We start from the raw sequence: 24,810 nt of genomic DNA, 5'->3' as shown, positions 1-24,810 counted from the left end.
GTAACGAGCAAAATCTACGGAAGGCGGGCGAACAGCCGAGTTCCGCTGAGCGCGAGCAGCAGGCCTGCGGTAACGATGGCCGCGACGCCACCGAGATAGGCGACGACGGTACCCACTGTTCCGACGCTGTCGAACAGGCTGCTGTTCACCACGAGGGTCGCGACAAAGGCCAGCACGGAGACAGCACCGAAGCCGACCGACAGCCAGCGAATAACGCGAATGGTGGATCTGCGAAGGCCGATGAAGGCGGGCCACCGCGAGCTGGAGCCGTCGCCGGCAGCGCGCGGAAACACTCCGACCCGCGGCCAGGCCAGCATGGCACCGGCCAGGCAGCCCCAGAGGGCAACCCAGAGCAGCCCGGCAATCACGTCACTGGGCCGATGCCACTGATTGGCGAGCGTTGCGACCCCGGCCAACACGGCGAAGGCGGTGCCCCAGCCAGCCACCATCGGCCGGGTACGCGGGCTTGCCACCAGAAACACAACGAGAGCGGATGCCGCCGCCACCGTCGTATGCCCCGACGGGAATGAGTTTCCCGCATAACCCTCGACGGTCAGGTCGGGCCGGGCCAAAATGCCGTACTTGAGCAGTTGCGCCGTCGCAGTCGCGGCCCCGGCCGCGATCAGGGCGATTAGAAGGGTCCGCCAGTTGCGGCGCACGAGCGCGATGATCGCGGTCAGCACGACGCCGAACACCACGGCCACATCGGGCACAGAGTCGAGCACCCGGCCGGTGAACGGAGTGATGCTGCGACGGCCGAATTCGGCGCCGTTATACGCAAGCTGGTCGGCTTCCTGGCCAGCGTGGCTCCGCACAAAGAACAGGTAGAGACCGACGAACACGAGTGCTATCAGCGCGGCTCCGGCGAGGTAGCCAAACGACCCCTGTAGCGGAGGGTTCGGTTTGAATCTGATGCGCACGATCAAGGATGCCACAGCAAGGCTGAGAGCCTGAGCGGGTCAGCCCGGAACCCAGGGCTCAGGATCGAAGCGCGGTCCAGCCCACAGGCCGCCTTTCCAGGCTTGGAACGGCTGGCTCGCAGCCCCGAGCAGTGCCACCGGGGCTTGCCTACCGCGTCGCGAGCACGACCTTGCCGCGCAGGTGCCCGGCCATCAGGTGGCGGTAGGCACCCTGAACCTGCTCGAGTGGGAATACCCGATCGATGGGCAGCACGATCTCGCCGCTCGCGATCAGCGCGGAGAGGGCGCGCAGGTCATCAATGTCCGCGGCTTGTCCGCCCACCTCGGTGATGCCGGCGTCGGCACGATAACCGCGCGCGGCGATCGTGTTGATCCGACTTCCGGGAACACCCAGCTCGAGGGCTGCATCAATCGTCGCCGCGCCGTTGTAATCGAGGACCGCGGTCACGGTCGATGCGGTCGCGCGCACCCGATCAATGAGGCCATCGCCGTAGGCGACCGGGATGACCCCGAGGCCGCGGAGAAAATCATGGTTGCCCGGGCTCGCCGTGCCGATGACGGTCGCGCCGGTGCGCAGGGCGAGCTGGCCCGCGAGAACACCGACTCCGCCGGCCGCGGCGCCGATCAGTACGGTATCGGCGGCGGACAGATCAAGGGAGGCGACACTCGCCCAGGCAGCGCGCCCGGCAATATCGAGGGCACCGGCCTGCTCGAAGGAAAGCCCGGCCGGTTTTGGGAGCACCCGGGTCGCGTCAACAACGACGAAGTCGGCCTGGGCGTGCATCCGCTTGCCGCCGAAAACGGCGTCACCGATCTGAAAACCGACGACGCCATCACCCAGCTCGTCGATGACGCCCGCGAAATCGTTGCCGTTGCCGCATGGGGGAACCGCTTCGTAGCGCAGGGCTGCGGGGCCGCCACGGAAGATCTTGTAGTCGACCGGGTTGAGGCCGGCGGCGTGCACGCGAACGCGCACCTCCCCCCGACCGGCCTGCGGCTGCTCGTCGTTCACAATGCTCAGAACGTCTGGGCCACCAAATTCCTCAATGCGTACGTATCGAGCCATGCGGCCAGCCTAGGGCACGGGTCATGAGCACGATTCAATAGCGACACTTGCCCATTTACCCCGCCCGGTGCAGCATTAAGGTGTGGCGTACACCGGTTGTTCAAGTACATCTGATCGAATAGTGTCAAGCATCGTGAAAGCGCGCCGGCAAAGCGCGTCCGCGACAAACGAATGGATGCTCCGTGAGCTTTCGAACGGCTGAATACCCCCGGCCGGACCATTTCCTGTTACACCTGAGCGACACCCACTTGCTGGCGGGAGGCTCGAAACTCTATGGCAGCGTTGACGTCGAAGCCCGCCTGGCCGAGCTGTTCGCCGAGGTTGAGGCCTCAGGGGCACAGCCAGAGGCCATCGTCGTCACCGGTGATCTCGCCGACAAGGGTGAGCCCGGCGCCTACCAGCTGCTGCGTCAGATCGTCGAACCGGTCGCCGCTCGCCTCGGCGCGCGGATCGTCTGGGTCATGGGCAACCACGACAATCGCACGGCTTTTCGCACCGAGCTGTTCGGTGAGCTGGCCAGCGACGCCCCGATCGACCGGTCCTACGACCTCAACGGCCTACGACTGATCACTCTCGATACCTCGGTACCCGGCCACCATTACGGCGCCGTGAGCGAGCAGCAACTGCTCTGGCTCGCCGAGGAGCTACGTGTACCGGCCCCGGACGGCACGATTTTGGCAATGCACCACCCGCCGATTCCGAGCGTGCTCGACCTGGCCACAGCCGTGGAGCTGCGCGATCAGCAAGCCCTGGCTGACGTGCTGCGCGGCACCGATGTGCGCAGCATCATTGCCGGCCACCTGCACTATTCATCAATGGCCATGTTCGCCGACATCCCCGTGTCGGTGGCGTCGGCAACCTGCTACACGCAAGACCTCAACGTGCCCGTCGGCGGAACCCTCGGGCGCGATGGTGCCAGAGCGTTCAACCTGGTGCACGTCTACCCCGGCACAATTTTGCACTCAGTTGTTCCGCTCGGCCACTATCCGACGCTCGATTATGTGGATGCCGCCGAAAGCGCGCGTCGTCTGCGCGCTTCCGGCGTCGAAATTACGCCGTCGGAAACTCTGCCTGCACTGCGTCAGCCGCCAATGACACGGCCAATTCCGGTTCTGCGCTAGCGGCTAGACTGGTCCGCTCCCACGGTGCCACGATCGGAAAGTACAGGTTTAGAAACTCAGTTACAGCGGCCCGGCGCACATCGGGCGTGATTTCCGGGTGGCTCCCATCATTGAGACAGAACATGTCCTGATCGCGGTGCTTGCGCAAATGGTTCATCTGCCGCAGGGCGATGCGCAGGGTCGTCTCGATGTAGAGCGAGCGCACCTGGGTCTGCGCAACCGCACGGCCGGTCATCAATGCATAGTAGTGATACAACGAATTGGTGACCGAGATGTCGGTCGCCGAGCGGAACCGGCTGGCTGCCGTGCGGCTGAAGTCCTCGGGAAACTCCCGCTCCAACTCAAGCAGCACGCTTTTGCGCATGGGCGCCGGCGTGTGCTCAAGGTGGCGGGTAGTGACCTTGCCGAAGCGGCCACGAAGCAGAGCACGGTTTACCCGTGCGGCGTTCTCAAACCCGCTGCGCGTCGGGTCGTTCTCGCCCAGACCGATTCGAGTGGCTGCTTCCACAAACTTGGTCACGCCGCCCGGCGAGAAGAACAGCTCGGGCCCGACCGGACGGCCAAAGAACATGTCATCGTTCGAATACAGAAAGTGCTCAGCAAGCCCCGGAATGTGCTGCAGCTGGCTTTCCACGGCGTGCGAATTGTGGATGGGCAGCACGCTCGTGTCGACGAAGAAATCTTCGCTGCGCATGATCGTCACGCGCGGATGCTCAGCGAGCCACTCCGGTGCCGGAGAATCGGTCGCGATGAAAATGCGACGAATCCACGGGGCGAACATGTAAACACTGCGCAGGGCGTACTTGAGCTCGTCGATCTGGCGAAAACGGGCATCCGAATCGTCGCCCTCGCCAACGACATAGGCCTGCATGCGCTTGGCACGTTCCCGCTGAAACTCGTCGCTCGAGCCGTCGACCCAGCTGAATACGAGATCGATGTCAAATGTGACGTCACTCGCCAGGTCGTCGAACATGTTCTGCAGGGTCAGCCAGGTGCGCCCGTACAGGTCGATCGTCGTTTCGCGGGCCTCGGAGCGCGGCAGCCGGGTGCGCATGAGTGCGTTCTCGACCGGCGCGATGATTTCGTCTTCACCGAAACGCCACAATTCGAGCTGAAACGCGGTCTGAGCCCCGTAGCGCAGGCGTCCAATCGGTTCGATCCGCGGGCGGTAGACCCGAAAAACCGACGACTTGCGCAACACCGTAAGAGCGCCGTCGGCGAGGAGAAATTGCTGGTTCACGTTGCCGCCCTGCGGCTTGGCGTAGAAGGGTTCATTGGCGAACGCCTCGCTAAGCACCTGGGTGATTTCCTTGCGACGCTTGCGGTCAACAGCGATGACCGGACGGTTGTGGTCGCCGCGCACGAGCAGAAAGTCGATTCCACCGCGGGTGAGGGCGTCGTAGACGGCGACGAGGTCTTTAACCATGGACTCGTGTGGCGTGTAGTGGCCATTGATCAACGCGATCTCGCCCTTGCGCACGACTACGTCATCCCTGTTGAAGCGGCGGGTGCGGGCATCCGGTGTGATCAACACCAATTCGGGCTCGTTGCTCAGGGAGAGAGTCGGGATCAAGCCGGTGTTCGTGGGCGGTTCGGGTTCGTTCGAGTCGTAACCGACGGAGTCGGGGCGAAAAGCGTCGGTGTCAAAAATGTCACCGCCGGAGGAATCGGGGTAACCGACTTTTGGGGATTCCGTGCGCGCATCCGGTTGTGCGTCTGGAATATCGAGTGTCGCCATGGTCCTCCTTGAAAAAGTGGAGCACTCAAACACGGGGCAATTCGAGCCTGTCCCGGGGAGTGCGGCCGAAAAAGCCGGCGTGAACGCTGCTCTGCCTGTGTCTCGAACAGCTGATTCGCAGGAAACATGGTGCCGCCGAGATTCTCGATGAGCGACCAGCGGCCGGTGACACGCAGGGGCGTTCCCCCAGTGTACGTCCCCGATGCCGGTAGTTTGCTGCGCCCACGCGTCAACGGGAGCGTACCTGCGAAACGGATGCTGAGGCATCCGTTTCGCACAGTCGGTGCGCGTTAGAGAGCGGAGATGCCGAACAGGCCGATGAGCAAAGCCATGAGCAGAATGGTCACGAGTTCGTGGGCCAGGTTGAGCCCGGTGAGGCTGGTCGGGCGGCGGTCGAAGGCGTCGTGGGTGACCATGCGAGCTGCGGTGAATCCGGCCCCGAGGATGAACCCGGTGAGCAGGGTATTGAACAGAAAGTCGCCGCCGTAGAAGTTCTGGGCGATCGCTTCGGCGCCGGCCAGCACGAGGCGGTGACGGAGCTGACGATGACCGTGATGGTGATCGTGATGGCGCCGGTGCCGCTGCCCCTAATGTTTTCTTCGGTGTGTCCGATGGCTTTCATCCAGTACCGGCCAAAGACTGCGCGGGTGTACCAGATTGAGCCGACGAGCATGCTCGACACAGTGGCCAGGAGCACGGCCCAGATGTTGATTTCGGGAACCATGAGGGATCCTTTCGGCTGGTCCTCAGGAACGGGACGGATATCGCGACGTTAGTGCGTGGTTGCCGTGCCGAGGTGCTGCCGTTCGGCCACGATTCGGACCATGCGGTCTGCCGTCGCGGCCCGGGGCGGGAGCTCGGCCGGTTCGGTGACCGGAAGCTGGCAGACGAAATCGCGACACAGGTAGGCGGTGGGCTGGCCACTCGGCGCGGTTCGGGCTTCGAAAAGGTCGAAGCCGGCGTCGGCGAAGGCGCGGGCCTGCACCTCGAAAATGGATGCGACGACGCCCGCCGAGTGGCGGCGCGCGAGGTCCAGCAGAGTGACGGGGTGCGGGGTGGCGGTAGCCGCGTTTTCATCGCTCGGGTCGCGCGAAACGATGACGAGCTGCTCAATCGGGGTGCTGAGGTCGTCGAACAAGCGCAGCGCTGCGCCAAAGGCGAGTGGACGCTGCGGGGCGAGAGCGGCGACCACAGCGAGACCGGCCTGCGCTGCCCGCCGATAGCGATCGTCGCCGGTGAGGCGGTGCAACAGCAGGGCGGCCTCGGCCGTCGCGGACAATCCGGAGGGGTAGGCACCCTCCGAAGAATCGACGGCGCTGACTAGGCCCTGCGCGCTAAGCACCGGATCCGGGCCGTGCGGCAGACGGAAAACGACCGTGTCGGTGGTGTCCAATAGGGTGCTGTCGAGCAGGTGACGAGCCTGGGTGGCGTACGTTACGTCACCGGTGACGAGTGCGAGTTCGAGGAGTCCACGTGAGTACATGCCGTAGTCCTCCAGCGTGGCCCTGGCGCTAGAGCTGCGGGCAGTGGATGTCTGGTCGGCGGCGGCCTGGTCAGCGGCGGCCTGGTTGGCAACGGAAGCGCGTACCAGGGAGCCATCGGCGCGCTCGTGATGCTGGTGCAGGTACTCGGCTGCGCGGCGGGCGGCGGCGATGAGGTCGGGCCGGTCGAAGGCGAAGCCGGCGCGGGCCAGGGACTGGATGGCGAGGCCATTCCAACCGGTCAGCACCTTCTCGTCGAGCGCCGGTGGGGTTTGCCGGAGGCGTTCACTCGCGTCGAGTGCATAGTAGCCACCCTCGACCCGTTCGCCTTCGACTGTGCTCTCCGAGTCCTGCGCGCTCGCGAACCCGCCGCTCGGCAGCTGCAGCACGGTGCAGAGAAAGCCAGCGATTCCTTCGGCCACCTGACGGGCCCACGCTTGGCCGGTCATCATCCAGGCACGGGTGTACAGGCCGAGCAGTTGGGCGTTGTCGTAAAGCATGCGTTCGTAGTGCGGATCGCTCCAGTCCCGGTTGACCGCGTAGCGAAAAAAGCCACCCTCAATCGAGTCCCGCAGCGGTGACTCACCCATGAACTTGAGCGTGCGCAGCGCGAGGTTGGGGCCATCGGCGACGAGCGCCCCGTGCCCGAGCAGAAAGGAGAGTGCCGGCGCCACCGGAAATTTCGGTGCGCCGCCGAAGCCGCCGAACAATGCGTCTTCGTAACCCACGAGCTCGGTGACGGCTCGGTCGAGTGCTTCGGCGCTGGGCTGTGCGAACGCCACGGCCGCTCCGCCCGACGTTGAACCGGTCGCCGCCGTGAGCTGCCGGCCCGACTCGACGAGCATCTCGGCCACCCGCGCTGCGCCCGCCGTCACGTCGTCGCGGCGGGTGAGCCAGGCATCCGTTACCGCGGTGAGAACATCGCGGAACGACGGGCGCCCCGGCTGCCCGACCGGTGGAAAATAGGTTCCCGCGTGAAAGGCCTGGCCGTGGGGGGTGACGAACACATTCAACGGCCAGCCGAGTCCGTCCGTGAACGCGCTCGCGGCGGCGAGGTAGCTCGCATCGACGTCAGGATGTTCCTCACGGTCAACTTTGATGCTGACGAAATGGGCGTTCAAGTATTCGGCGATCACAGGGTCGCTGAAGGATTCCCTGGCCATGACATGGCACCAATGGCAGGTGGAATAACCAATCGACACCAACACCGGAACGTCGCGCTCACGGGCTTCGGCGAACGCCTCAGCGCACCAGCCGAACCAATTAACCGGGTTGCCGGCGTGGCTACGCAGATACGGGCTGATGGCGTCGGCGAGGTGATTGGGCATGCTCCATTCTGCTCCCGGGGTACGACTTTCGGCGAGCCCCGGCCAATCCAAGAGACGACGCGCGAGCTACCCGACGCCCCGCAGCACCGGAAGACGACGTTGCACGCGCACCCAGACCACGAAGCCGATGATGGTGAATGCTCCGTAGAACAGATACAACACGGCGGAGGCGTAGTAGCCGGCGCTGATCAGCAGCGGCACCCCGACCACGTCCACGGCCACCCAGATCAGCCAGAACTCGGTCCACCCCTTGGCCATGCCGTAGGTCGCGAGCAGGGAACCGGTGAAGATCCAGGCATCCGCCCAGACCGGTTCGAACGAGCCGAGCGCGCGAAAGATCGGGGTGAGCACGAGGGTGCCGGCGACAAGTCCAAGGCCGAGCAGAATGCGAGTGCGATTGCCGGCCCAGTGCGGCGCAACGGCAACGTGCACGGAGGAATTGCGGCTGCGTTGCCATTGCACCCAGCCGAAGATCGACACGACGATGAACATGATCTGGCGACCGGCCTGCCCGAGCAGGTTGACCGGGTTCGGCGTACCGAAGACGGCGCCGAGGAACACGGTGAATAACAGCGCGTTGCCGACGATCCCGACCGGCCAGGCCCAGATCTTGCGACGCATGCCCCCGACCGCGCTCGCAATTCCAAAGACGTTACCGACGACCTCACGCCAGAGAATGGTCTGAGTGCCGATCTGCAACTGGGCGTCGAACAGCCATTCAATTGGATTCATGGAGAACTTTCTGCCAACCGGCACGCACTCGCACACCCGCGTTCAAAAAAACGCAGCGCCTTCAAATCTACGCCGGTGCAAAACCGGATCTGGCCGCGTGCCCGCGGACGACACAGCACTGGCCGCGCCGACCAAGGGTCTGCGCGGACACTCAGTCAAACGGATACTGCGCGCTAGTTGACCTCGTTGGGGTGCGCTGAAACGCGACCGGCGCGCTCGAGCGCCGAGATCATGGTCACCTCGGTGCGTGTCAGTTCAAAGTCAAACACGTCGAAGTTCTCGGTCATGCGCGCGAGGCGGTTCGACTTGGGGAAGAGGATGTTGCCCGTCTGCAGGTGCCAACGAATGACGATTTGCGCGGGAGACTTGCCGTGCGATTCGGCGGCATCCACTATCACCTGCTCGTCGAACAGGGGGTACTTGCCTTGGCCGAGGGGGCCCCAGGCCTCAATATTGATACCGTTTTCGCGGGCGAATGCTGTCACCTCGAGCTGCTGGTGCGCCGGGTGAAGCTCAATCTGGTTCACGGCCGGCACGATACTCGTCTCGTGTAGCAGACGGTCGAGGTGCGGCACCAGAAAGTTCGAGACGCCGATGGAACGGGCACGGCCGGACTCCTGAATCTTCTCAAGGGCTTTCCAGCTCTCGACGAACTTGTCGTTGGCCGGTGCTGGCCAGTGGATCAGGTAGAGGTCGACGTAGTCGAGACCGAGCTTCTCGAGGCTCTCCTCGAAGGCGTCAAAGGCTGATTGGGTGCCCTGACGGTCGTTCCAAAGTTTTGTGGTGATGAACAGTTCGGAGCGGTCGATACCGGAGGAAGCGAGGGCCTTGCCCACGCCCTCCTCATTGCCGTAGACGGCGGCGGTATCGATGTGGCGGTAACCGACCGAGAGCGCGTCGGCCACGATGCGGGTGGTTTCGGCGGGTTCGACCTTGAACACGCCAAAACCGAGCTGCGGAATCGTGTGGCCGTCGTTGAGGGTGATGGTGGGAACAGATTTCGTCATCGCCCCAGCCTATAAGCCGGTGTCCTCGACACTCCCTCCCAACCCCCAATGTTCACTGACCGCGAAAGCACCCGGCGGGCGCGCACGGGCGGCTTTCACGTCGCGAGTGAGGGCGAAGTAATATTGAGACTTCATGGAAATACTAAATATCACCTTCCCGCCCGAACTGCCGGTCAGCCAGCGTCGGGAAGACATCGCCCGCGCAATTCGCGACAACCAAGTCGTGATCGTCGCCGGATCGACCGGGTCGGGCAAGACCACCCAGCTGCCCAAGATCTGTCTCGAGCTCGGCCGCAAGAACATCGGCCACACCCAGCCGCGCCGGCTCGCCGCGCGCACCATTGCCGAACGCATCGCCGAGGAACTCGGGCAGGAAGTCGGGCAACTCGTCGGTTATCAGGTGCGGTTCACCGACAAGGTCGGTGCTGACACCCGCATCAAGTTGATGACCGACGGCATCCTCTTGAATGAGATTCACCGCGACCGCATGTTACGCAAGTACGACACGATCATCATTGACGAGGCGCACGAGCGCAGCCTCAATATTGACTTTCTGCTCGGCTACCTGCGGCAGCTGCTGCCCAAGCGCCCCGACCTCAAGCTCATCATCACGTCGGCCACCATCGACCCGGCCAGTTTCGCGAAGCACTTCGCCGCCGCGGACGGCACCCCAGCACCGGTCGTCGAAGTGTCTGGCCGCACCTTTCCGGTAGAGATTCGCTACCGTCCGCTCGTCGCTGAGCCGGGAATCGCCAATTCCGATGAAGACAGTGATGACGATACGGCGGATGCCGCTCCCCCGGTCGACCGCGACTACATCGAGGGCATCACCGCAGCTCTCGATGAGCTTGAGCGAGAGTCGAACGGCGATGTGCTGGTCTTTCTCTCCGGCGAGACCGAGATTCGCGACGCCGCTGACGCTCTGCAGGGCAAGTACGCCTCCTCAGCCAGTCGCAACCCCACCGAGGTGCTGCCGCTCTACGGCCGGCTATCGTCAGCCGACCAGCACCGCGTGTTCCAGCCGTCGACCGTGGCCGGGGTGAAACGTCGCATCGTACTCGCGACCAACGTAGCCGAAACCAGCCTGACCGTGCCGGGCATCCGCTATGTCATCGACGCGGGAACCGCGCGCATCAGCCGCTACAGCGTGCGCTCGAAGGTACAACGACTGCCGATCGAAGCGATCTCACAGGCCTCCGGCAACCAGCGCAGCGGCCGCAGCGGGCGCACCAGCGACGGCATCGCGATTCGGCTGTACTCCGAAGAAGACTATCTGCGCCGTGCGGAATATACCGAGCCGGAGATTCTGCGCACCAACCTCGCCGCCGTCATTCTGCAGATGATCTCGCTCGGCCTCGGCGACATGGCCTCGTTCCCCTTTTTGACCCCGCCGGACAGTCGCAACATCAAGGACGGCCTCGACCTGCTCGCCGAACTCGGCGCCATCGAGGCAGAGGGAGCCGGGCGCACCAAGAGCGGTCGCGGCACCGCCCGTGCCACCAGCAGCGGAGCGGACGCCGCCGCCCCGGCTACCCCGCGCCTCACGCGCATCGGCCAACAACTCGCCCAACTGCCGATCGACCCGCGCTTTGGGCGCATGGTGATCGAGTCGAAGACGCAGGGCACCAGCCGGGAGGTCATGGCGATCGTGGCCGGACTCACCATCCAGGACCCGCGGGAGCGCCCGCTCGAGCGTCGCGCCCAGGCTGACCAATTCCATGCCCGGTTCGCCGACCCCACGAGCGACTTCCTCAGCCTGCTCAACCTCTGGAACTATCTTGAGAAGCAGCAGTCCGAACTGGGTTCGAGCGCCTTTCGACGCCTGTGCAAGAACGAGTACCTCAACTACTTACGGGTGCGCGAGTGGCAGGACGTGCTGCGGCAGTTGCGGCAGCTGGCCAAGCCGCTCGGCCTGCATCTCGGTGAGCCGAGCGCGAACCCCGACGGCGTACACCGATCGTTGCTCGCCGGGCTGCTCTCCCACATCGGCCTGAAAGACGTTGCGAAGAAGGACTATGCCGGCGCTCGAGCGCAGCGTTTCGTACTGTTTCCCGGATCAACCCTGGCTAAAAAGCAGCCGAACGCGGTCATGAGCGCCGAACTGGTCGAAACCAGCCGGCTGTTTGCCCGCATGAACGCGGTCGTCGACCCGGCCTGGGCGGAACCCCTCGCCGGCAACCTGTGCAAGCGCAGCTATTCTGAACCGCACTGGGAAATGAAGCAGGGCGCCGCCGTCGTCTACGAACGGGTGACGCTCTACGGCGTTCCGATCGTGGCCCGCCGCCGGGTGCAGTTCTCCCGGATCGACCCGGCCTATGCCCGCGAGCTGTTCATTCGGCACGCCCTCGTGGAGGGCGAGTGGGACCGCGCATCTGGGCCGCAATCGTCGGCGGCAGAGAAGGAAGCCGATCGCGGCGGCCTGGGACCGTCCCGCATCGAACGCGTCAGTATCGCGGTCGACGGCGGCGACGCCAGCGGTGGGCGCGGGTCTGGCCGCGCACCCGCCATTGGCTCGAGCGCCAGCCGTGGCGGACGTCCCGGTCAGACGGGCGACCTCGGCATGTGGGCGTTCGAGCGGGCCAATACCAGGCTGCGGGAGGAACTGGCCGAGCTGGAGGAACGCACCCGACGCCGGGACATCCTCTTCGACGATGAAGCCGTCTTCGATTTCTACCAACGCCGTATTCCAGCCGAGGTGTCGTCAACCAAGAGCTTCGAGGGCTGGTGGCGTACGGCCAGGTTCGACACCCCCGACCTGCTCACCATGACCGCCGACGCGCTCGTCGCCGAGGACTCCCCCGAAATCGACGAGGGACTCTTTCCGCCGAGCTGGCAGCAGGGCGACCAGCGCCTGAACCTTGGCTACCGGTTCGAACCCGGCGAAGAAGACGACGGCGTGACCGTGCGCATCCCGCTCGCCCTGCTGGCCCGTCTCTCGCCGAACGGTTTCGACTGGCAGGTGCCCGGCCTCCGTGCCGACCTGGTGACCGCCATGATCAAGTCGCTGCCAAAGAGCATCCGACGCAATGTCGTTCCCGCCGCCGACTGGGCCGCTCGGCTACTGGGCGAACTACCCGGCGAGCCCGGCATCGTCATGGCGTTGCCGACGCCCATTCCCGATACATCGTTCGCCGAAACGCTCGCGGCGTTGATCCAGAAGCTCACCTACGTGCCGGTGAGCGCCCGCGACTTCGAGCTTGGCCGCATTTCCGCGCACCTGCGCATGACCTTCGTCGTCACCGACGAGCGCGGTCGCACCATCGCAGCCGACAAGGACCTCTTCGATCTGCAGCGGCGGCTCGGCACCCGGGTGCGGGAGAGCGTCGCGAAGGCGACGAGCGCCGCTGCTCCCAGCAACGCGATCGAGCGGGGCGGTATCACCACCTGGGATCTCGGCGAGCTCCCGCGCTTCCTGGACACGAAGCAGGGTGACAACACGATTCGCGGGTATCCGACGCTCGTCGATGATGGGGCATCCGTTTCTATTCGCATGATGAGCACCGAGCTGGAGCAGGCCCGGGCGCTGCCCCGCGGAGTACGCCGGCTGCTGCTGCTCGCAACGCCGTCGCCGGCCGCGTATGTGCAGCAGCATCTGACCGCGGCCGAGAAGCTTTCGCTCGCGACCAGCCCGTACAAGTCGACTCAGGCGATGTTCGAGGATTGCCTCGCCGCCGCGGTCGACGACGTGCTGTTTCGGGTGCGGCCCGACGGGCAGGTGTTTATGAAAGCCGAGTTCGACACCATTCGCGACCGGGTGTCAGGGGTGGTGATGGACTCTATGTTCGAAACGGTCGGCCTGGTCGCCCGCATTCTGACCGCCCATCGCCTGGCCGATAAGGCGCTCAAGGCCGCGACCAGCATGGCTCTGCTGCCCGGAATCAGCGACGCGCGCCAGCAGCTGACGGCGCTGGTCTACCCCGGATTCGTCAGCGAAACCGGCCTGGCCCAGCTGCGTCACCTACCGCGCTACCTCGGCGGCATCAGCGCGCGCGTGCCGAAACTCGTCGACAACCCCAGCCGCGACCGGGTCTGGATGAACGAGACCCAGGCCGCGACCACCCGGTTCGAGAATGCCGGCGGCACAATGCCCCTGAAAGCGGATGCTGCGTCGCCGCTTCTGCGCGCCCGTTGGATGATCGAAGAGCTGCGCATCAGCCTGTTCGCGCAGGAGCTCAAGGCCGCCGAGTCTGTGTCGCTGCAGCGCATCCAAAAGGTGCTCACCGGGTAGAGGACCTCTGTCGGTCGTCTTGCCGCCCGGGCCCACCTTACGGACCTCGCTCAAATTCGCCTTGAGTCCCTCTATTGCCCGCCACCTCGTGGCTAATTCAGGAAATCCAGCCGGCCTGCCCCGCTGTGCCGCACGATTACGCGCCCACAGGTACCCGGCCACCGCGGATTTCCTGATTTAGCCACAGGACACGGGCGGAACTGCTGAGGGGTCTGAAAACCCACAGCTCAGATCGCTCCTAGAGGACCTTGGAGAGGAAGGCCTGGGTGCGGTGGTGCTGGGGGTTGGCGAGCACCTCGGTAGGCACACCACTCTCGACGACGACGCCGCCGTCCATGAAGACGAGCGAGTCGGCGACCTCGCGGGCGAATCCCATCTCGTGGGTGACCACGATCATGGTCATCCCGTCGCGGGCCAGGCCCTGCATGACGTCGAGCACCTCACCGACGAGCTCCGGGTCGAGCGCGCTGGTGGGTTCGTCGAACAGCATGAGCTTGGGCTCCATCGCCAGCGCACGGGCGATCGCGACCCGCTGCTGCTGGCCGCCGGAGAGGTGCGCGGGGTAATAGTCGGCGCGCTCGGCCAGGCCGACCCGGGCTAGAAGGGTACGTGCGTTGGCCTCGACGCCGGCCTTGGACAGGCCTTTGACTCGAATCGGTGCCTCCATCACGTTCTGCAACGCAGTCATGTGCGGAAACAGGTTGAATCGTTGGAACACCATGCCGATGTCCCGGCGTTGCCGGGCGGCTTCCTTCGGGTGCATCTCGTAGAGCTTGTTGTTAGCCTCGCGGTAGCCGATGAGCTCACCGTCGACGCTGAGGCGCCCGGCCGAGACAACCTCGAGGTGGTTGATGCAGCGCAGGAAGGTGGATTTGCCGGATCCGCTGGGCCCGACCAGGCACATGACCTCGCCGCGCTTGACCTCGAGCGAAATGCTCTTGAGCACCTCGTTGGAGCCAAAGCTCTTGGAGACGCGGTCGGCGACGACCATGGGGGGCTCAATAGCAGCGACCATCATCGTTCTCCCTGGTTCGGGTCGGTGGGCGGTAGCACGACAGTGGGTTGACCACTGCGAATGACCGGGGTGACGCCCGTCATTGCGGCAGTGGCGTCATTCGCTTTCTTATCGGGGCGTCGATCGCCGATGCCGCGGGCGAATCGCTTCTCGAGAAAGTACTGGCCGACCATGAGAATGGAGGTGAAGAACAGGTACCAGATCGACGCGACGATGAGCATCGGCACGGTGTCGAAAGTCACGGCGGCGATGTCGCGGGAGCGCGTGTACAGCTCAAGGGTGAACGGGATCGCCGTCACGAGCGACGTCGTCTTGAGCATCGAGATGACCTCGTTGCCGGCCGGGGGGATGATCACCCGCATCGACTGCGGAACGATCACGCGCACCATGGTCTGGAACCAGCTCATGCCGAGCGCGGTCGCCGCTTCTTCCTGCCCGCTGTCTACGGAGAGCAGCCCGGCGCGCACAATTTCGGCCATGTAGGCGGCCTCGTTGAGCGCCAGTCCGACGATGGCGAGAATGAACGCACTCAGCGCGACCCTGGTCGGGAAGGACACCCACGGTTCGGTGAACGGCAGCCCGATGTCAATGGACTGGTAGATCGTGCCGATCAGTCCCCAGAACACCAGCTGAACATAGACAGGGGTGCCGCGGAACACCCACAGGTACACCCAGGCGATACTGTTGACCACCGGGTTCGGCGAGAGCCGCATGATCGCCAAGGTCACGCCGAGGATGATCGCGATGATCATCGAGTAGACCGTGAGCTGCAGAGTAATGAATGCCGCCTGCGAAATGCGCTGGTCGAACAGGAACTTGCCGACGGCCGGCCAGTCGTAGGCCGGCCGCATGGCCGCATCGGCGACGAACAACGCAACGATGAGCAGTAACACGACCGCGAAGGTGTTGCGCCATGGGTGGTGCAGGCGGATTGCCTTGATTCCGGGTTCAGTCTTGCCGCCGGTCGCGGCCGTGTCAGTCATGATGTGAGTCGTGCTCTCTAGCCGTTGGACGCGGCGTTGATGGTGATGGTGTCGATGCCGCCGTCGGTGACGCCCCAGGCGTCGAGGATCTTGCCGTAGGAGCCGTCATCAACCATCGACTGCAGGGCAGCTTGCACGGCCTTGGTCAGTTCCGAACCCTTGTCGACGGTGATGCCGTACGGCGCCACGTCGAAGCTCTCGCCAGCCGCCTCGAGCTTGCCCTCGGCCTTGCTGATGGCGTAGAGGGTGACGGGCGAGTCGGCGCTGAGGGCGTCGGCCTTGCCGAGCACGACCGCGTTGGTCGCTTCGTCTTGTGAACCGTAGGGTAGAACCTCGATCTTCTCCAGTCCGGCGGCGGCGCAGGCCGCATTCTTGGCGGGGAGTTCGTCGGTGTCTTCGACCGTGTTGGACTGCACAGCGACGGTCAGGCCGCAGGCGTTGTCGGGGTCGACGGTGCTGCCGACCGGTGCGGCCCAGAGAATCCCGGCGTTGAAGTAGTTGACGAAGTCGACCTGCTTCTCACGCTCAAGGTTGTCGGTGAAGGAGGATTCACCGATGTCGACGGTGCCGCCGGTGATGCTTGGAATGATGTTGTCGAACGACGCGATCTGGTACTTGGTGTCGAGGCCGAGCTTGGCGGCGATACCGTTGGCGAGTTCGATGCCCCACCCGATCGGGGCTCCCGACTCGTCCTTATACTCGTTCGGCGGATAGGCCGCGTCGGTTCCGATCACGAGCACGCCGGCGTTCTTGATGTCCTCGGGGAGCAGCGCGACGGCGGCGGCGTCCGTTTCGATGGTGCTCGCGTCGCCCGAGGGCGTCGTGACGGTCGTGGTCGAGTTGTCGACACAGCCGGTGAGTAGCAGAGCGGCTGCGGCGGCGAAAGCCGGAACGATATAGCGTGCGCGCATGGCACTTCCTTCTTGATTTGCTCGAAAATGCGCGGATTCGACGGTGAACCCACAAGCGAGTAGACCTAACGAGCCTAGTGCAACCACAGCCGACTGTTTTCGAGCCCCTGTCGATTCCAGCGGTTTTGACCAGCGGATGCTGCGGATCTATCGTCGAGACGTGCCCCACTTCAGACCGAACATTTTGTATACATCCCCGACAGACCCGCTCGCGGCGCCCCTGGTGGCCGAGCTGTCGCAGGAGTATGACGAGCGGTATGGCCTGAACGACGGGATTCCCTCGTCGGTCGAACTCAGCCGGTATCCGACCCAGCGCTTTCAGCCGATCGATGGCGGCACTTTTCTGCTGCTGGTCGAGAACGGACAAGCGGTCGCCGGTGGGGCGTTCATGCGAGGCGAGGATGATTCCGTCGAGGTAAAAAGAGTCTGGACTCATTCAGCGCATCGCCGCCGTGGGCTCGCCCGCCAGGTGATGGCCGAGCTGGAGGCCGAAGCGGGGCGGCGGGGCATTCGGTCTATAGTGCTGACCACTGGAGCGCGACAGCCCGAGGCGGTGGCGTTGTACCTCTCGCTCGGCTATGAGCCGCAGTTCGACCTCGACGACGATTGGGAATCGATTGGGTATTTGGAGTTTCGCAAGCAGCTCGCCGTGGTCGACGACCAGTTCAGCTAGTACATGCTGAATGCGGAATATATATATATACTAGGCAGCCGATTCGGCGGCTTCGAGCAGCGGTGTGCCCGCCGACGGCATCGTTGCTGCGAGGTGTCCGGTACTGCTCAGCTCTCCATGGTTAATCTCACGGCGCACACTGACCCCATGCGGTCCACTATTACCGGCACGCCGAAAGCGGATGCAGCGAGGCCGGCTGGCGCTGCGGCATCCGCTGCAGAGGATGAGACTATTTGACGGCGGCCGCGAGCAGGGCGACGTAGTCGTCGAGGCCCCAGGACAGCGAGAGTCCGGTGGGCGGGGAGACCGAGCTGATGAAGGCCACACCGACCGGGGACGCAACCGTGCCAGCCTGCACCTGCGGCATGGCCTGGGCGTAACTCGCGTTCAGGAACGCGTCGGACTCTTCCTGGGTGGAGCCGAAGTTGATTAACAGGTCGCTGTCGAGCTTGTCGAGCTGCTCGTAGCTGAGCGTGTAGTAGAAGCTCGCCTCGTCGGTCGCGAGGTCGTCGACGGCCGGAGCGCTAACGAAGCCGAGGTCGAGGGTGAAGTCAACGCGCGGGTCCTCCTTCTTATAGATGTAGAAGGTTCCGGCGCTGTCGCTCGTGAGGGCGATGGTCTTGCCCGCGAATTCGGGGTGCGCGGCGGCCTGATCGGAGATTTCGGTGTCGATCGACGCGAGCAAGGCGCTCGCCTCGTCATTCTTACCGAGCGCGGTTCCGGTGATCTCGATCAGGTCGCGCCACGGGGTAGCCCAGGCGTCACCGAGGTAGGCGACGACCGGGGCGATCTCGCTGAGCAGGTCATATTCCTGCTCGGTGATACCGGAGTACGCGGCGAGGATCACGTCGGGGGCTGCCACGGCGATGTCTTCGTAGGGCGGCTCCTGGGTGTCGGGCAGTATGACCGGCATCTCTTCGCCTTCGAGCGCCTCGTTGATCCACGGCAGCACGCCGTTCTCATCGCCGGCGTAGTTTTGGAACGGCATCGCTACCGGAGTCACGCCCAACGCGATCGCGTTGTCGGTGCTGCCCCAGCCCCAGGTCACGACGCGGGTCGGCTGCTCGTCGATCGTGGTTTCGCCGAACGCGTGCTCGATGGTGACGGGAAAGCTGCCGGATACCGCGCCGTCCGCGGCATGGTCGGTCGCGTCATCCGCGGTAGCCGTGCAACCGCTCAGGGTCAGAGCGAGGATGCTGACGGCGGCAGCCAGTATGACGATGAGGCGTCGGGACACGAAAATCTCCAGTTCGTCGGGCGTGGGCGACGCAGTCGCCTAGCTTGATAAGGGTAGCCTACCCTAAATTATGACCGGGTTGTGTCGGATAACGGGTGACTGTGGGGTCGGTGCCCGACCGTGGAACCGACCGATCGGTACGACCAGGGGCGAGCCGCAGACCGGGTCGGGTGTGATGAGCGCCTCGAGGTCGAAGGCCTCACGCACGATCTCGGCGGTGAGCGTCTCGGCGGGCGCGCCATTGGCCACGATGCGTCCGGCCCGCATTACGACCAGGTGATCGGCATAACGGGCGGCCAGGTTGAGGTCATGCAGTACCATGACGACCGTCGTTCCGCACTCGCGATTGCGCTCGAGCAACAGGTCGAGCACCTCGATTTGGTGAGTGACGTCGAGAAAGGTGGTCGGTTCATCGAGCAACAGAATCTCCGGATCCTGCGCGAGCGCCATGGCAATCCAGACGCGCTGGCGCTGGCCGCCGGAGAGGTCTTCGAGGCGGCGGGTCACGAGCTGGTCGGTGTTGGTGGCGGCCATCGCAGTGGCGACGATCTCATCGTCAGTGCTCGACCACTGCCGAAACCAGCCCTGGTGCGGGTAGCGTCCACGTCCGACAAGGTCAGCCACGGTGATCCCGTCGGGGGCGACCGGCTGCTGAGGTAGCAGCCCCACGACCGTCGCGACCTTTTTACCGGAGAGCGCGGCAATGTTGCGCCCGCCCAGCGTGACCTGGCCGGCATCTGGTTTCAGCAGTCGCGCGAGGCCCTTAAGCAGCGTGGATTTTCCGGAGGCGTTGGCCCCGACGATGACTGTGATCGCGCCGGGAATCACCTCGAGGTCGAGGTTCTCGATGATGCGCGACTGGTCGTAACCGAGGCTGACGCCCTCGGCGCGCAGTTCGGGTGCGTTTTCGGGTGTGGCGGACGGGGTCATCAGGCGCCCTTTCCGGTTTTATTGCTGGTGGCGAGCAGCCAGAGCAGGTAGGGGGCGCCGATCGCGCCCGTGATGATTCCGGCCGGCAGTTCGAGCTGCCCTGGCAGCACGTGTTGGGCCGCGAAATCGGCGACCGTCGTGATCAACGCTCCGATCAGTGCGGTCGGGATCAGGTCGAGCCCGCCGGAGCCGACCGCTCGACGGGCGATCGGCGCCGCGACGAAGGCCACGAAGGCCAGCGGGCCGACCGCCGCTGTCGCCGTGGCGGCGAGGGCGACCGCGATCACGAGCAGCACCAGTCGGGTGCGTTCGGCGTCGACGCCGAGGCTGCGAGCAAGATCGTCACCGAGCTGCAGGGCGCGAAGACGGCCGCTCAGCAGCCGAATGATGGGTAGCAGCACGAGAAGCACCACGGCGACGACCGAGATATCCTGCCAGCGCGCGCCGCTCACACTGCCGACCAGCCAGAGTAGGGCGCCCTGCGCGTCGTTTCGCGCGGCGCGGGAGAGCAGATAGCCAAGCAACCCCTGCACCATGAACGCAACCCCGACGCCGATCAGGACGAAGCGGTACCCGACCACACCGCCGCGCCAGGCCAGCAGATAGATGACACAGGCGACGATGACGGCCCCCGCGAATGCGGCCAGGGAAGTCGCGACGGCACCGAAGCCGAGGACGAGCATGCCGAACACAGCGGCGGCGCTCGCTCCCCCGGTCACTCCGATGATGTCGGGGCTCGCGAGCGGATTGCGCAGCACAGTCTGGAACACCGCGCCCGAGATTGCGAACGCCACACCGACGAGCACGGCGAGGGTCAGCCGCGGCAGACGCAGTGACAGCACGATGAAGTTCTCGCTCTGCGTTCCCTGCCCGGCGAGCGTGCGCAGCAGGTCGGGCACGCTGAGCGAATACGCTCCGACCGCGAGGCTGAACGCGCCGACGATGACGAGGGCGCCGAGCAGTCCGAGCACGATTCGGCGCTCGCGCCTGCTGCGCTGGGCGCGCGCATGGGCCAGGAGTGCGGCATCCGCTTTCAGAACGGATGCCGCCACTCGGGCAGGCCCGTCGGCTACTGTGGCCGGGCCCCGCGTCGAACCACTCATCGTGCCCGGGTGCGCTCCTGGCTGCACCGTGCCGCGCATCACAGGCCGGCCAGTTTCACGCGGCGAACGAGCGCGATGAGCACCGGAGCCCCGAGGAAGGCGACGACGAGGCCGGCCTCGATCTCGCCCGGCCGGGCGATGACGCGGCCGAGCACATCCGCTGCAACGAGCAGGGTCGGACCGAACAGTGCGGAGAAGGCAATGATGAGGCGGTAGTCGGGACCGGTGATCCAGCGGGCCACGTGCGGCACGGCGAGTCCAACGAACACGATCGGGCCGGCCATCGCGGTGGCCGATCCGCAGAGCAGCACGATCGCCACGGCGCAGACGATGCGGGCGGTGATTAGGTTTTGGCCGAGACCACGGGCGAGATCGTTCCCGAGGGCGAGAGCGTTGAGCATGCGGGCGGCCACGATGGCCAGAATCGCCCCGACCAGAATGAACGGGGCCAGCGGCAGAGCGGCGTCGAGACCACGCGCGACGAGGGAGCCAGCCGCCCAGAACCGGTAGCGATCGAAGGTCTCAGAGTCGGCCAGCAGCACGATGGTGATGAGCGAGGTGAACGCTGCCGTCAGCGCGGTTCCGGCGAGGGCCAGCTTGACCGGGGTAGCGCCCTCGCGTCCGAGCGATCCGATCAGATAGACGATCGTCGCGGCCACCGCTGCGCCAATAAAGGCGAACCAGACGTAGCCGAGCGAGGAGGTGACGCCGAACCAGGCGATACCGGCGACGACGAACAGGGAGGCGCCGGCGTTGACTCCGAGCAGGCCGGGATCGGCGAGCGGGTTGCGGGTGACGCCCTGCATGAGGCCGCCGGCCAGGCCGAGGGCGAGGCCGGCGAGCAGGCCGACGACGGTGCGCGGCACGCGAAGGTCCAGGATGACGGTGTGGTCGGTCTTAGCGCGATCGGGATTGGCCAGGGCATCGAGCACGGTGCCGAGGGCGATCTCCCGAGTGCCGACGACGAGCGACGCGACGATGGCCAGAACGAGCAGTGCGAGGGCGAGCGCGAAGCCGATAATGACGCGGCGCGGACGGGTTCGGGGCGACGGTGCTGAGTTGTGGACGGGGTTTGCGGCGGGATTCCCGACCGGGTTCAGACCGGGCGCGGCCACGTCGCGCGCGACCGACTCGGTTGAGGTGCGCGTCATTGGGCTTCGGAACGGCCGAGCCGCCAGTAACCCATGAAGGCTACGCGCTTTCGGTCGATGCCGGTCTCGCTCACCAGAAAACGTCGCAGCAGCTTGATCATGCAGGATTCGCCCGCGAGCCAGGCGTAGAACCCGGTGCCGGCTTCGTCGCCCGGCGATTCCCAGAGCAGTTCGCGGTCCACGTCGACTTCGGCGAGCAACTGCGGGGTGGCGACGACCGCCTCGTCCACGAGCAGACGATTGCTCGCCACCCAGCCGCGCACCGCGGCGTCGAGGCACTCACCGTGCGGGGCGGCATCGCGGGCCAGCCAGGTAATGGCACAACCGGCGGGAAGGTCGAGGGGTAGGGCATCCGCTTTGCTGGGCACTTCGATGAAGGCACGCGCGCGGCGGCCAACCGGGAGGCTCTCGAGGATGCTGCAGATGGCGGGGGCGGCGGTTTCGTCGCCGGCCAGCAGTAATTCGGTCGCCTGTGCCGGGTGCCAGTCGAGGCCGATAGCACGGCCGGGGCTGCGCTCGTCCGGGCCGACGATGAGAACGTCCCGGCCGATCGTCGCGGTGTGCAGCCAGTGCGCGGCCGGGCCGAGCGGGCTGTGGCCGGCGTGGGTGACGAAATCCACGTCGATTTCGCGCAGCTCGGGCCGCACTGTGCGAATCGTGTAGGTACGAAACGGGTTGCGATCAGCGTCGGGCAGCGCGCGCCAGCGGGCGTACCAGCTTCCATCGGCGATGGTGGTCTCGTCGGTTGCACCGATGTCGGACAGGCCACGGCCGGGCAGTGGCAACACGATCTTGACCCTCTGGTCGAGCCCGGCGGTACTGAAGGTATCAAACTGCTCACCGAAAAACGTCACGCGGGTGAAATGCTCACTCAGAGAACGGATGCCCACTACCGTGGCCCGGTAGGGTCGATAGGCGGGACGATCCAGACCGGCAGTCACACGCTCGTTCGGTAAGGTAAGCATTGCCTTAGTATGGCATGCCTTAGCTGGGGCCTGTCCGGCTGTTTCAATTTTCCTGGTCGGCTCGCTCCCGCCTGCCACAGCCACCACCCACCCGGATTTCGATCGGCCCCACCATAGACTGAAATCGTGAAAAGCTACTGGACCCTTCTGCGCACGCCCGGCGTATCCCGCCTCATAGCTGCGCAGTTGACGGCCCGGTTTCCGTTCGGCATGCTCTCGCTCGCTTTTCTCATTCACATCGAGCAGATCTTTGATTCCTATGGCGCGGCGGGGTTGGTTCTCGGTGCAATGAGCTTCGGCCAGGCCATCGCGGGACCGCTCACCAGCCGGCTGATGGGCCGACTCGGCATGCGCCCGGTGATTATCGCGACGATGTTCATCTGCGCGGTCTCGATCATCGTGATGGCGCTGATTCCGCTGCCGGTACTCAGCCTCATGCTCATCGGATTCGTCGCCGGACTGTCCACGCCGCCGATTCAACCGGCCGTGCGCACGATCTACCCCAAAATAGTCAATTCCCGACAGCTCACCCCGCTCTTCTCACTCGACGCCTCGGCGCAGGAGATCATCTGGGTGCTCGGCCCGGTGATCGCGACCTTCGTGGCGCTGCAGGTATCGACGACCGCGGGCATTCTGCTCGCCGCATTCTTTCTGATCGCCGGCGGAATCTGGTTCGTCGCCCTGCCGGAGGTGGGCCGGGTGCGCATTCCGCGCAGTCGCCGCAAGCTCGGCGTGGTGCTGAAGAAGCCTGAGGTGCTGCTCAGCACCATCGTCGGATTCACCCTCGTTGCCGCCTGCGCGGCCGTCGAAGCCGGTGTGGTCGCGGTGTTCGGCCATGGCAGCGCCGACGCCGGCTGGGTGCTCGGCATCTTCGCGATCGGCTCGCTCGTCGGCGGCCTCGCACTCGGACATGCCCCGATCGGTCCGTGGGCCCTCGCCACCCGCATGCTCATCGTCACCATTGGGCTGATTCTGGCCAGCCTGTGGCTCACCTTTTGGTGGCTTTCCCTAGCGCTGCTCCTGGCCGGGGTCGGCATCGCGCCCGCCTTCGCTGTTCTGTTCGGCATTGTCTCGGCGAGCGTGAAGTTCAGCGACACCGCCGAGGCTTACGGCTGGGTCGGTACCGGCCAGCTGATCGGCGCCGCCATGGGGTCTGCCATTGCCGGGTTCTCAATCGACCACTCCGGGCCTGTCTCGGCGATCTACGTCGCCGCCGGATTCGCGGCGCTCGGCTGCATCATCCCAGCGCTCGGCCGGCGCTGGCACCCGGACCTGCGCGGCCGCGACGTCAGCCCCATCCCCGACACCGAGCCCATCCAGGTTCAGGTCTCCTAGCAAAACGGCTTAGATGGAAGCATGAAATCACTCACCCTCAACGACGGCTACGTGATCCCCCAGCTCGGTCTCGGGGTATATAAAATAGCGGATGCCCTGGCCGCCGACACCGTGCAGCTCGCGCTCGAGGCCGGGTATCGTCACGTCGACACCGCAGCCCTCTATGAGAACGAGGTCGGCGTCGGGCAGGGGTTCGCGCGCTCCAGTGTGCCCCGGGGGGATGTGTTCGTCACGACCAAGGTGTGGAATGACCGCCACGGCTACGACGCGACAATGACGGCCTTCGACGAGAGCCTGGCCAAACTGGGCCTGGACTACGTCGACCTGTACCTGATTCACTGGCCGGCGCCGCAGCAGAACCGTTACGTCGAGACCTATCGCGCCCTTGAAGCCCTGCGCGCTGACGGCCGGGCCCGCTCGATCGGGGTCTCCAACTTTCACCCGCGCCACCTCGACCGACTCCTGGCCGAGACCGAGGTCGTGCCAGTGCTCAACCAGGTGGAGTTGCACCCGTGGTTGCCACAAATGGAAGTGCGCGCGTATGACACGGCCCACGGCATCCGTACTGAGGCCTGGTCTCCGCTGGCCCGCGGGCGTGCAATTGGCCACCCGATCCTCAAAGCGATCGGCGCCAGGCACGGCAAATCTGCCGCGCAGATCGTGATCGCCTGGCACCTCGCGCTCGGTAACATCGTCATTCCCAAGTCGGTGACGCCGGCCCGCATTCGTGCCAACATCGACGTGTTCGATATAGCCCTCAATGCAGCAGATCTCGCCGCGATCGCAGCGCTCGAGAGCGGCGAGCGCACCGGCAAAGACCCCGACGACCTCGACTGAACTAGAGGCAGCCACCCGAAAAGCGCGCCGATCGGTCTGGCGCCGAGGC

The 24,810-nt window shown here is 65.2% G+C and carries 19 protein-coding genes and 1 pseudogene; 5 read left to right on the top strand and 15 right to left on the bottom strand.

The window, feature by feature from the left end:
• Window positions 1-14: 14 nt before the first annotated feature.
• Window positions 15-935, bottom strand: coding sequence for a phosphatase PAP2 family protein (locus CXY73_RS14170; RefSeq protein WP_104135268.1), 921 nt, complete (start codon window positions 933-935; stop codon window positions 15-17).
• A 133-nt stretch (window positions 936-1,068) separates the two neighbouring features.
• Window positions 1,069-1,986, bottom strand: a complete 918-nt coding sequence (locus CXY73_RS14165) for an NADP-dependent oxidoreductase (protein ID WP_104135269.1) — start codon at window positions 1,984-1,986, stop codon at window positions 1,069-1,071.
• A gap of 182 nt (window positions 1,987-2,168) precedes the next feature.
• Between CXY73_RS14165 and CXY73_RS14160 the strand changes: the two genes are divergently transcribed.
• Window positions 2,169-3,107, top strand: a complete 939-nt coding sequence (locus CXY73_RS14160; protein ID WP_104135270.1) for a phosphodiesterase — start codon at window positions 2,169-2,171, stop codon at window positions 3,105-3,107.
• Here CXY73_RS14160 and CXY73_RS14155 read toward each other — a convergent pair.
• The 5 genes and pseudogenes from CXY73_RS14155 to CXY73_RS14135 form a co-directional block, all read right to left on the bottom strand.
• A complete protein-coding gene (locus CXY73_RS14155) occupies window positions 3,037-4,845 on the bottom strand; it encodes a stealth family protein (RefSeq protein WP_104178068.1) in 1,809 nt (602 codons plus the stop codon). The two genes, CXY73_RS14160 and CXY73_RS14155, sit on opposite strands and share 71 nt — an antisense overlap.
• Before the next feature lie 290 nt (window positions 4,846-5,135).
• Window positions 5,136-5,569: pseudogene (locus CXY73_RS14150) on the bottom strand (DUF1761 domain-containing protein).
• 48 nt (window positions 5,570-5,617) lie between these two features.
• Window positions 5,618-7,654, bottom strand: a complete 2,037-nt coding sequence (locus CXY73_RS14145) for a thioredoxin domain-containing protein (protein WP_104178067.1) — start codon at window positions 7,652-7,654, stop codon at window positions 5,618-5,620.
• A gap of 66 nt (window positions 7,655-7,720) precedes the next feature.
• On the bottom strand, window positions 7,721-8,386 hold the full coding sequence (gene pnuC / locus CXY73_RS14140) for a nicotinamide riboside transporter PnuC (RefSeq protein ID WP_104135273.1): 666 nt from the start codon (window positions 8,384-8,386) through the stop codon (window positions 7,721-7,723).
• Window positions 8,387-8,559: 173 nt separating this feature from the next.
• The gene (locus CXY73_RS14135; protein WP_104135274.1) at window positions 8,560-9,393 is read right to left on the bottom strand and encodes an aldo/keto reductase; all 834 of its coding nucleotides are present in this window, start codon (window positions 9,391-9,393) and stop codon (window positions 8,560-8,562) included.
• A 133-nt stretch (window positions 9,394-9,526) separates the two neighbouring features.
• Between CXY73_RS14135 and hrpA the strand changes: the two genes are divergently transcribed.
• Entirely contained in the window at window positions 9,527-13,621 is a 4,095-nt protein-coding gene (gene hrpA, locus CXY73_RS14130) for an ATP-dependent RNA helicase HrpA (RefSeq protein WP_104178066.1), read from the top strand.
• Between the two features lie 238 nt (window positions 13,622-13,859).
• On the opposite strand, the gene CXY73_RS14125 is transcribed toward hrpA, so the two are convergent.
• Genes CXY73_RS14125 through CXY73_RS14115 form a run of 3 tightly spaced genes read right to left on the bottom strand, consistent with a single transcriptional unit; the run spans window position 13,860 to window position 16,530 of the window.
• A complete protein-coding gene (locus tag CXY73_RS14125; protein WP_158253034.1) occupies window positions 13,860-14,612 on the bottom strand; it encodes an amino acid ABC transporter ATP-binding protein in 753 nt (250 codons plus the stop codon).
• Between the two features lie 23 nt (window positions 14,613-14,635).
• Window positions 14,636-15,619, bottom strand: coding sequence for an amino acid ABC transporter permease (locus CXY73_RS14120; RefSeq protein ID WP_104178065.1), 984 nt, complete (start codon window positions 15,617-15,619; stop codon window positions 14,636-14,638).
• 17 nt (window positions 15,620-15,636) lie between these two features.
• Window positions 15,637-16,530, bottom strand: a complete 894-nt coding sequence (locus CXY73_RS14115) for an ABC transporter substrate-binding protein (RefSeq protein ID WP_104135278.1) — start codon at window positions 16,528-16,530, stop codon at window positions 15,637-15,639.
• Window positions 16,531-16,690: 160 nt separating this feature from the next.
• Here CXY73_RS14115 and CXY73_RS14110 point away from each other — a divergent pair, with 160 nt between their 5' ends.
• A complete protein-coding gene (locus CXY73_RS14110) occupies window positions 16,691-17,203 on the top strand; it encodes a GNAT family N-acetyltransferase (RefSeq protein ID WP_199185386.1) in 513 nt (170 codons plus the stop codon).
• A 229-nt stretch (window positions 17,204-17,432) separates the two neighbouring features.
• Here the strand turns inward: CXY73_RS14110 and CXY73_RS14105 are convergent, their stop codons facing one another.
• The 5 genes from CXY73_RS14105 to CXY73_RS14085 form a co-directional block, all read right to left on the bottom strand.
• Window positions 17,433-18,440: an iron-siderophore ABC transporter substrate-binding protein gene (locus tag CXY73_RS14105; protein ID WP_199185384.1), complete on the bottom strand. Its 1,008-nt coding sequence runs from the start codon at window positions 18,438-18,440 to the stop codon at window positions 17,433-17,435.
• Between the two features lie 63 nt (window positions 18,441-18,503).
• Window positions 18,504-19,370 (bottom strand): ABC transporter ATP-binding protein, encoded by an 867-nt coding sequence (locus CXY73_RS14100; protein ID WP_104135280.1) that lies wholly within the window; start codon window positions 19,368-19,370, stop codon window positions 18,504-18,506.
• On the bottom strand, window positions 19,370-20,473 hold the full coding sequence (locus CXY73_RS14095; protein WP_104178090.1) for an iron chelate uptake ABC transporter family permease subunit: 1,104 nt from the start codon (window positions 20,471-20,473) through the stop codon (window positions 19,370-19,372). Before CXY73_RS14095 ends, CXY73_RS14100 begins: the two co-directional genes overlap by 1 nt.
• Before the next feature lie 38 nt (window positions 20,474-20,511).
• A complete protein-coding gene (locus CXY73_RS14090) occupies window positions 20,512-21,624 on the bottom strand; it encodes an iron ABC transporter permease (RefSeq protein WP_104135281.1) in 1,113 nt (370 codons plus the stop codon).
• Window positions 21,621-22,589, bottom strand: coding sequence for a siderophore-interacting protein (locus tag CXY73_RS14085; protein WP_104135282.1), 969 nt, complete (start codon window positions 22,587-22,589; stop codon window positions 21,621-21,623). The genes CXY73_RS14090 and CXY73_RS14085 overlap by 4 nt, the downstream gene beginning before the upstream one ends.
• Window positions 22,590-22,715: 126 nt before the next feature.
• Here CXY73_RS14085 and CXY73_RS14080 point away from each other — a divergent pair, with 126 nt between their 5' ends.
• Together CXY73_RS14080 and CXY73_RS14075 are read left to right on the top strand one after the other, a co-directional pair.
• Window positions 22,716-23,924 carry an MFS transporter gene (locus CXY73_RS14080; RefSeq protein WP_104135283.1) on the top strand — a complete coding sequence of 403 codons (1,209 nt, stop codon included), beginning with the start codon at window positions 22,716-22,718 and terminating at the stop codon, window positions 23,922-23,924.
• A 21-nt stretch (window positions 23,925-23,945) separates the two neighbouring features.
• Window positions 23,946-24,761 (top strand): aldo/keto reductase, encoded by an 816-nt coding sequence (locus tag CXY73_RS14075; RefSeq protein WP_104135284.1) that lies wholly within the window; start codon window positions 23,946-23,948, stop codon window positions 24,759-24,761.
• Window positions 24,762-24,810: the final 49 nt, after the last annotated feature.

Origin of the sequence: Cryobacterium sp. Y50, assembly GCF_002929805.1 — a bacterium.
In the GTDB taxonomy this organism is placed as follows: Bacteria; Actinomycetota; Actinomycetes; order Actinomycetales; family Microbacteriaceae; genus Cryobacterium.
This window is presented reverse-complemented; position numbering and strand designations above follow the sequence as displayed.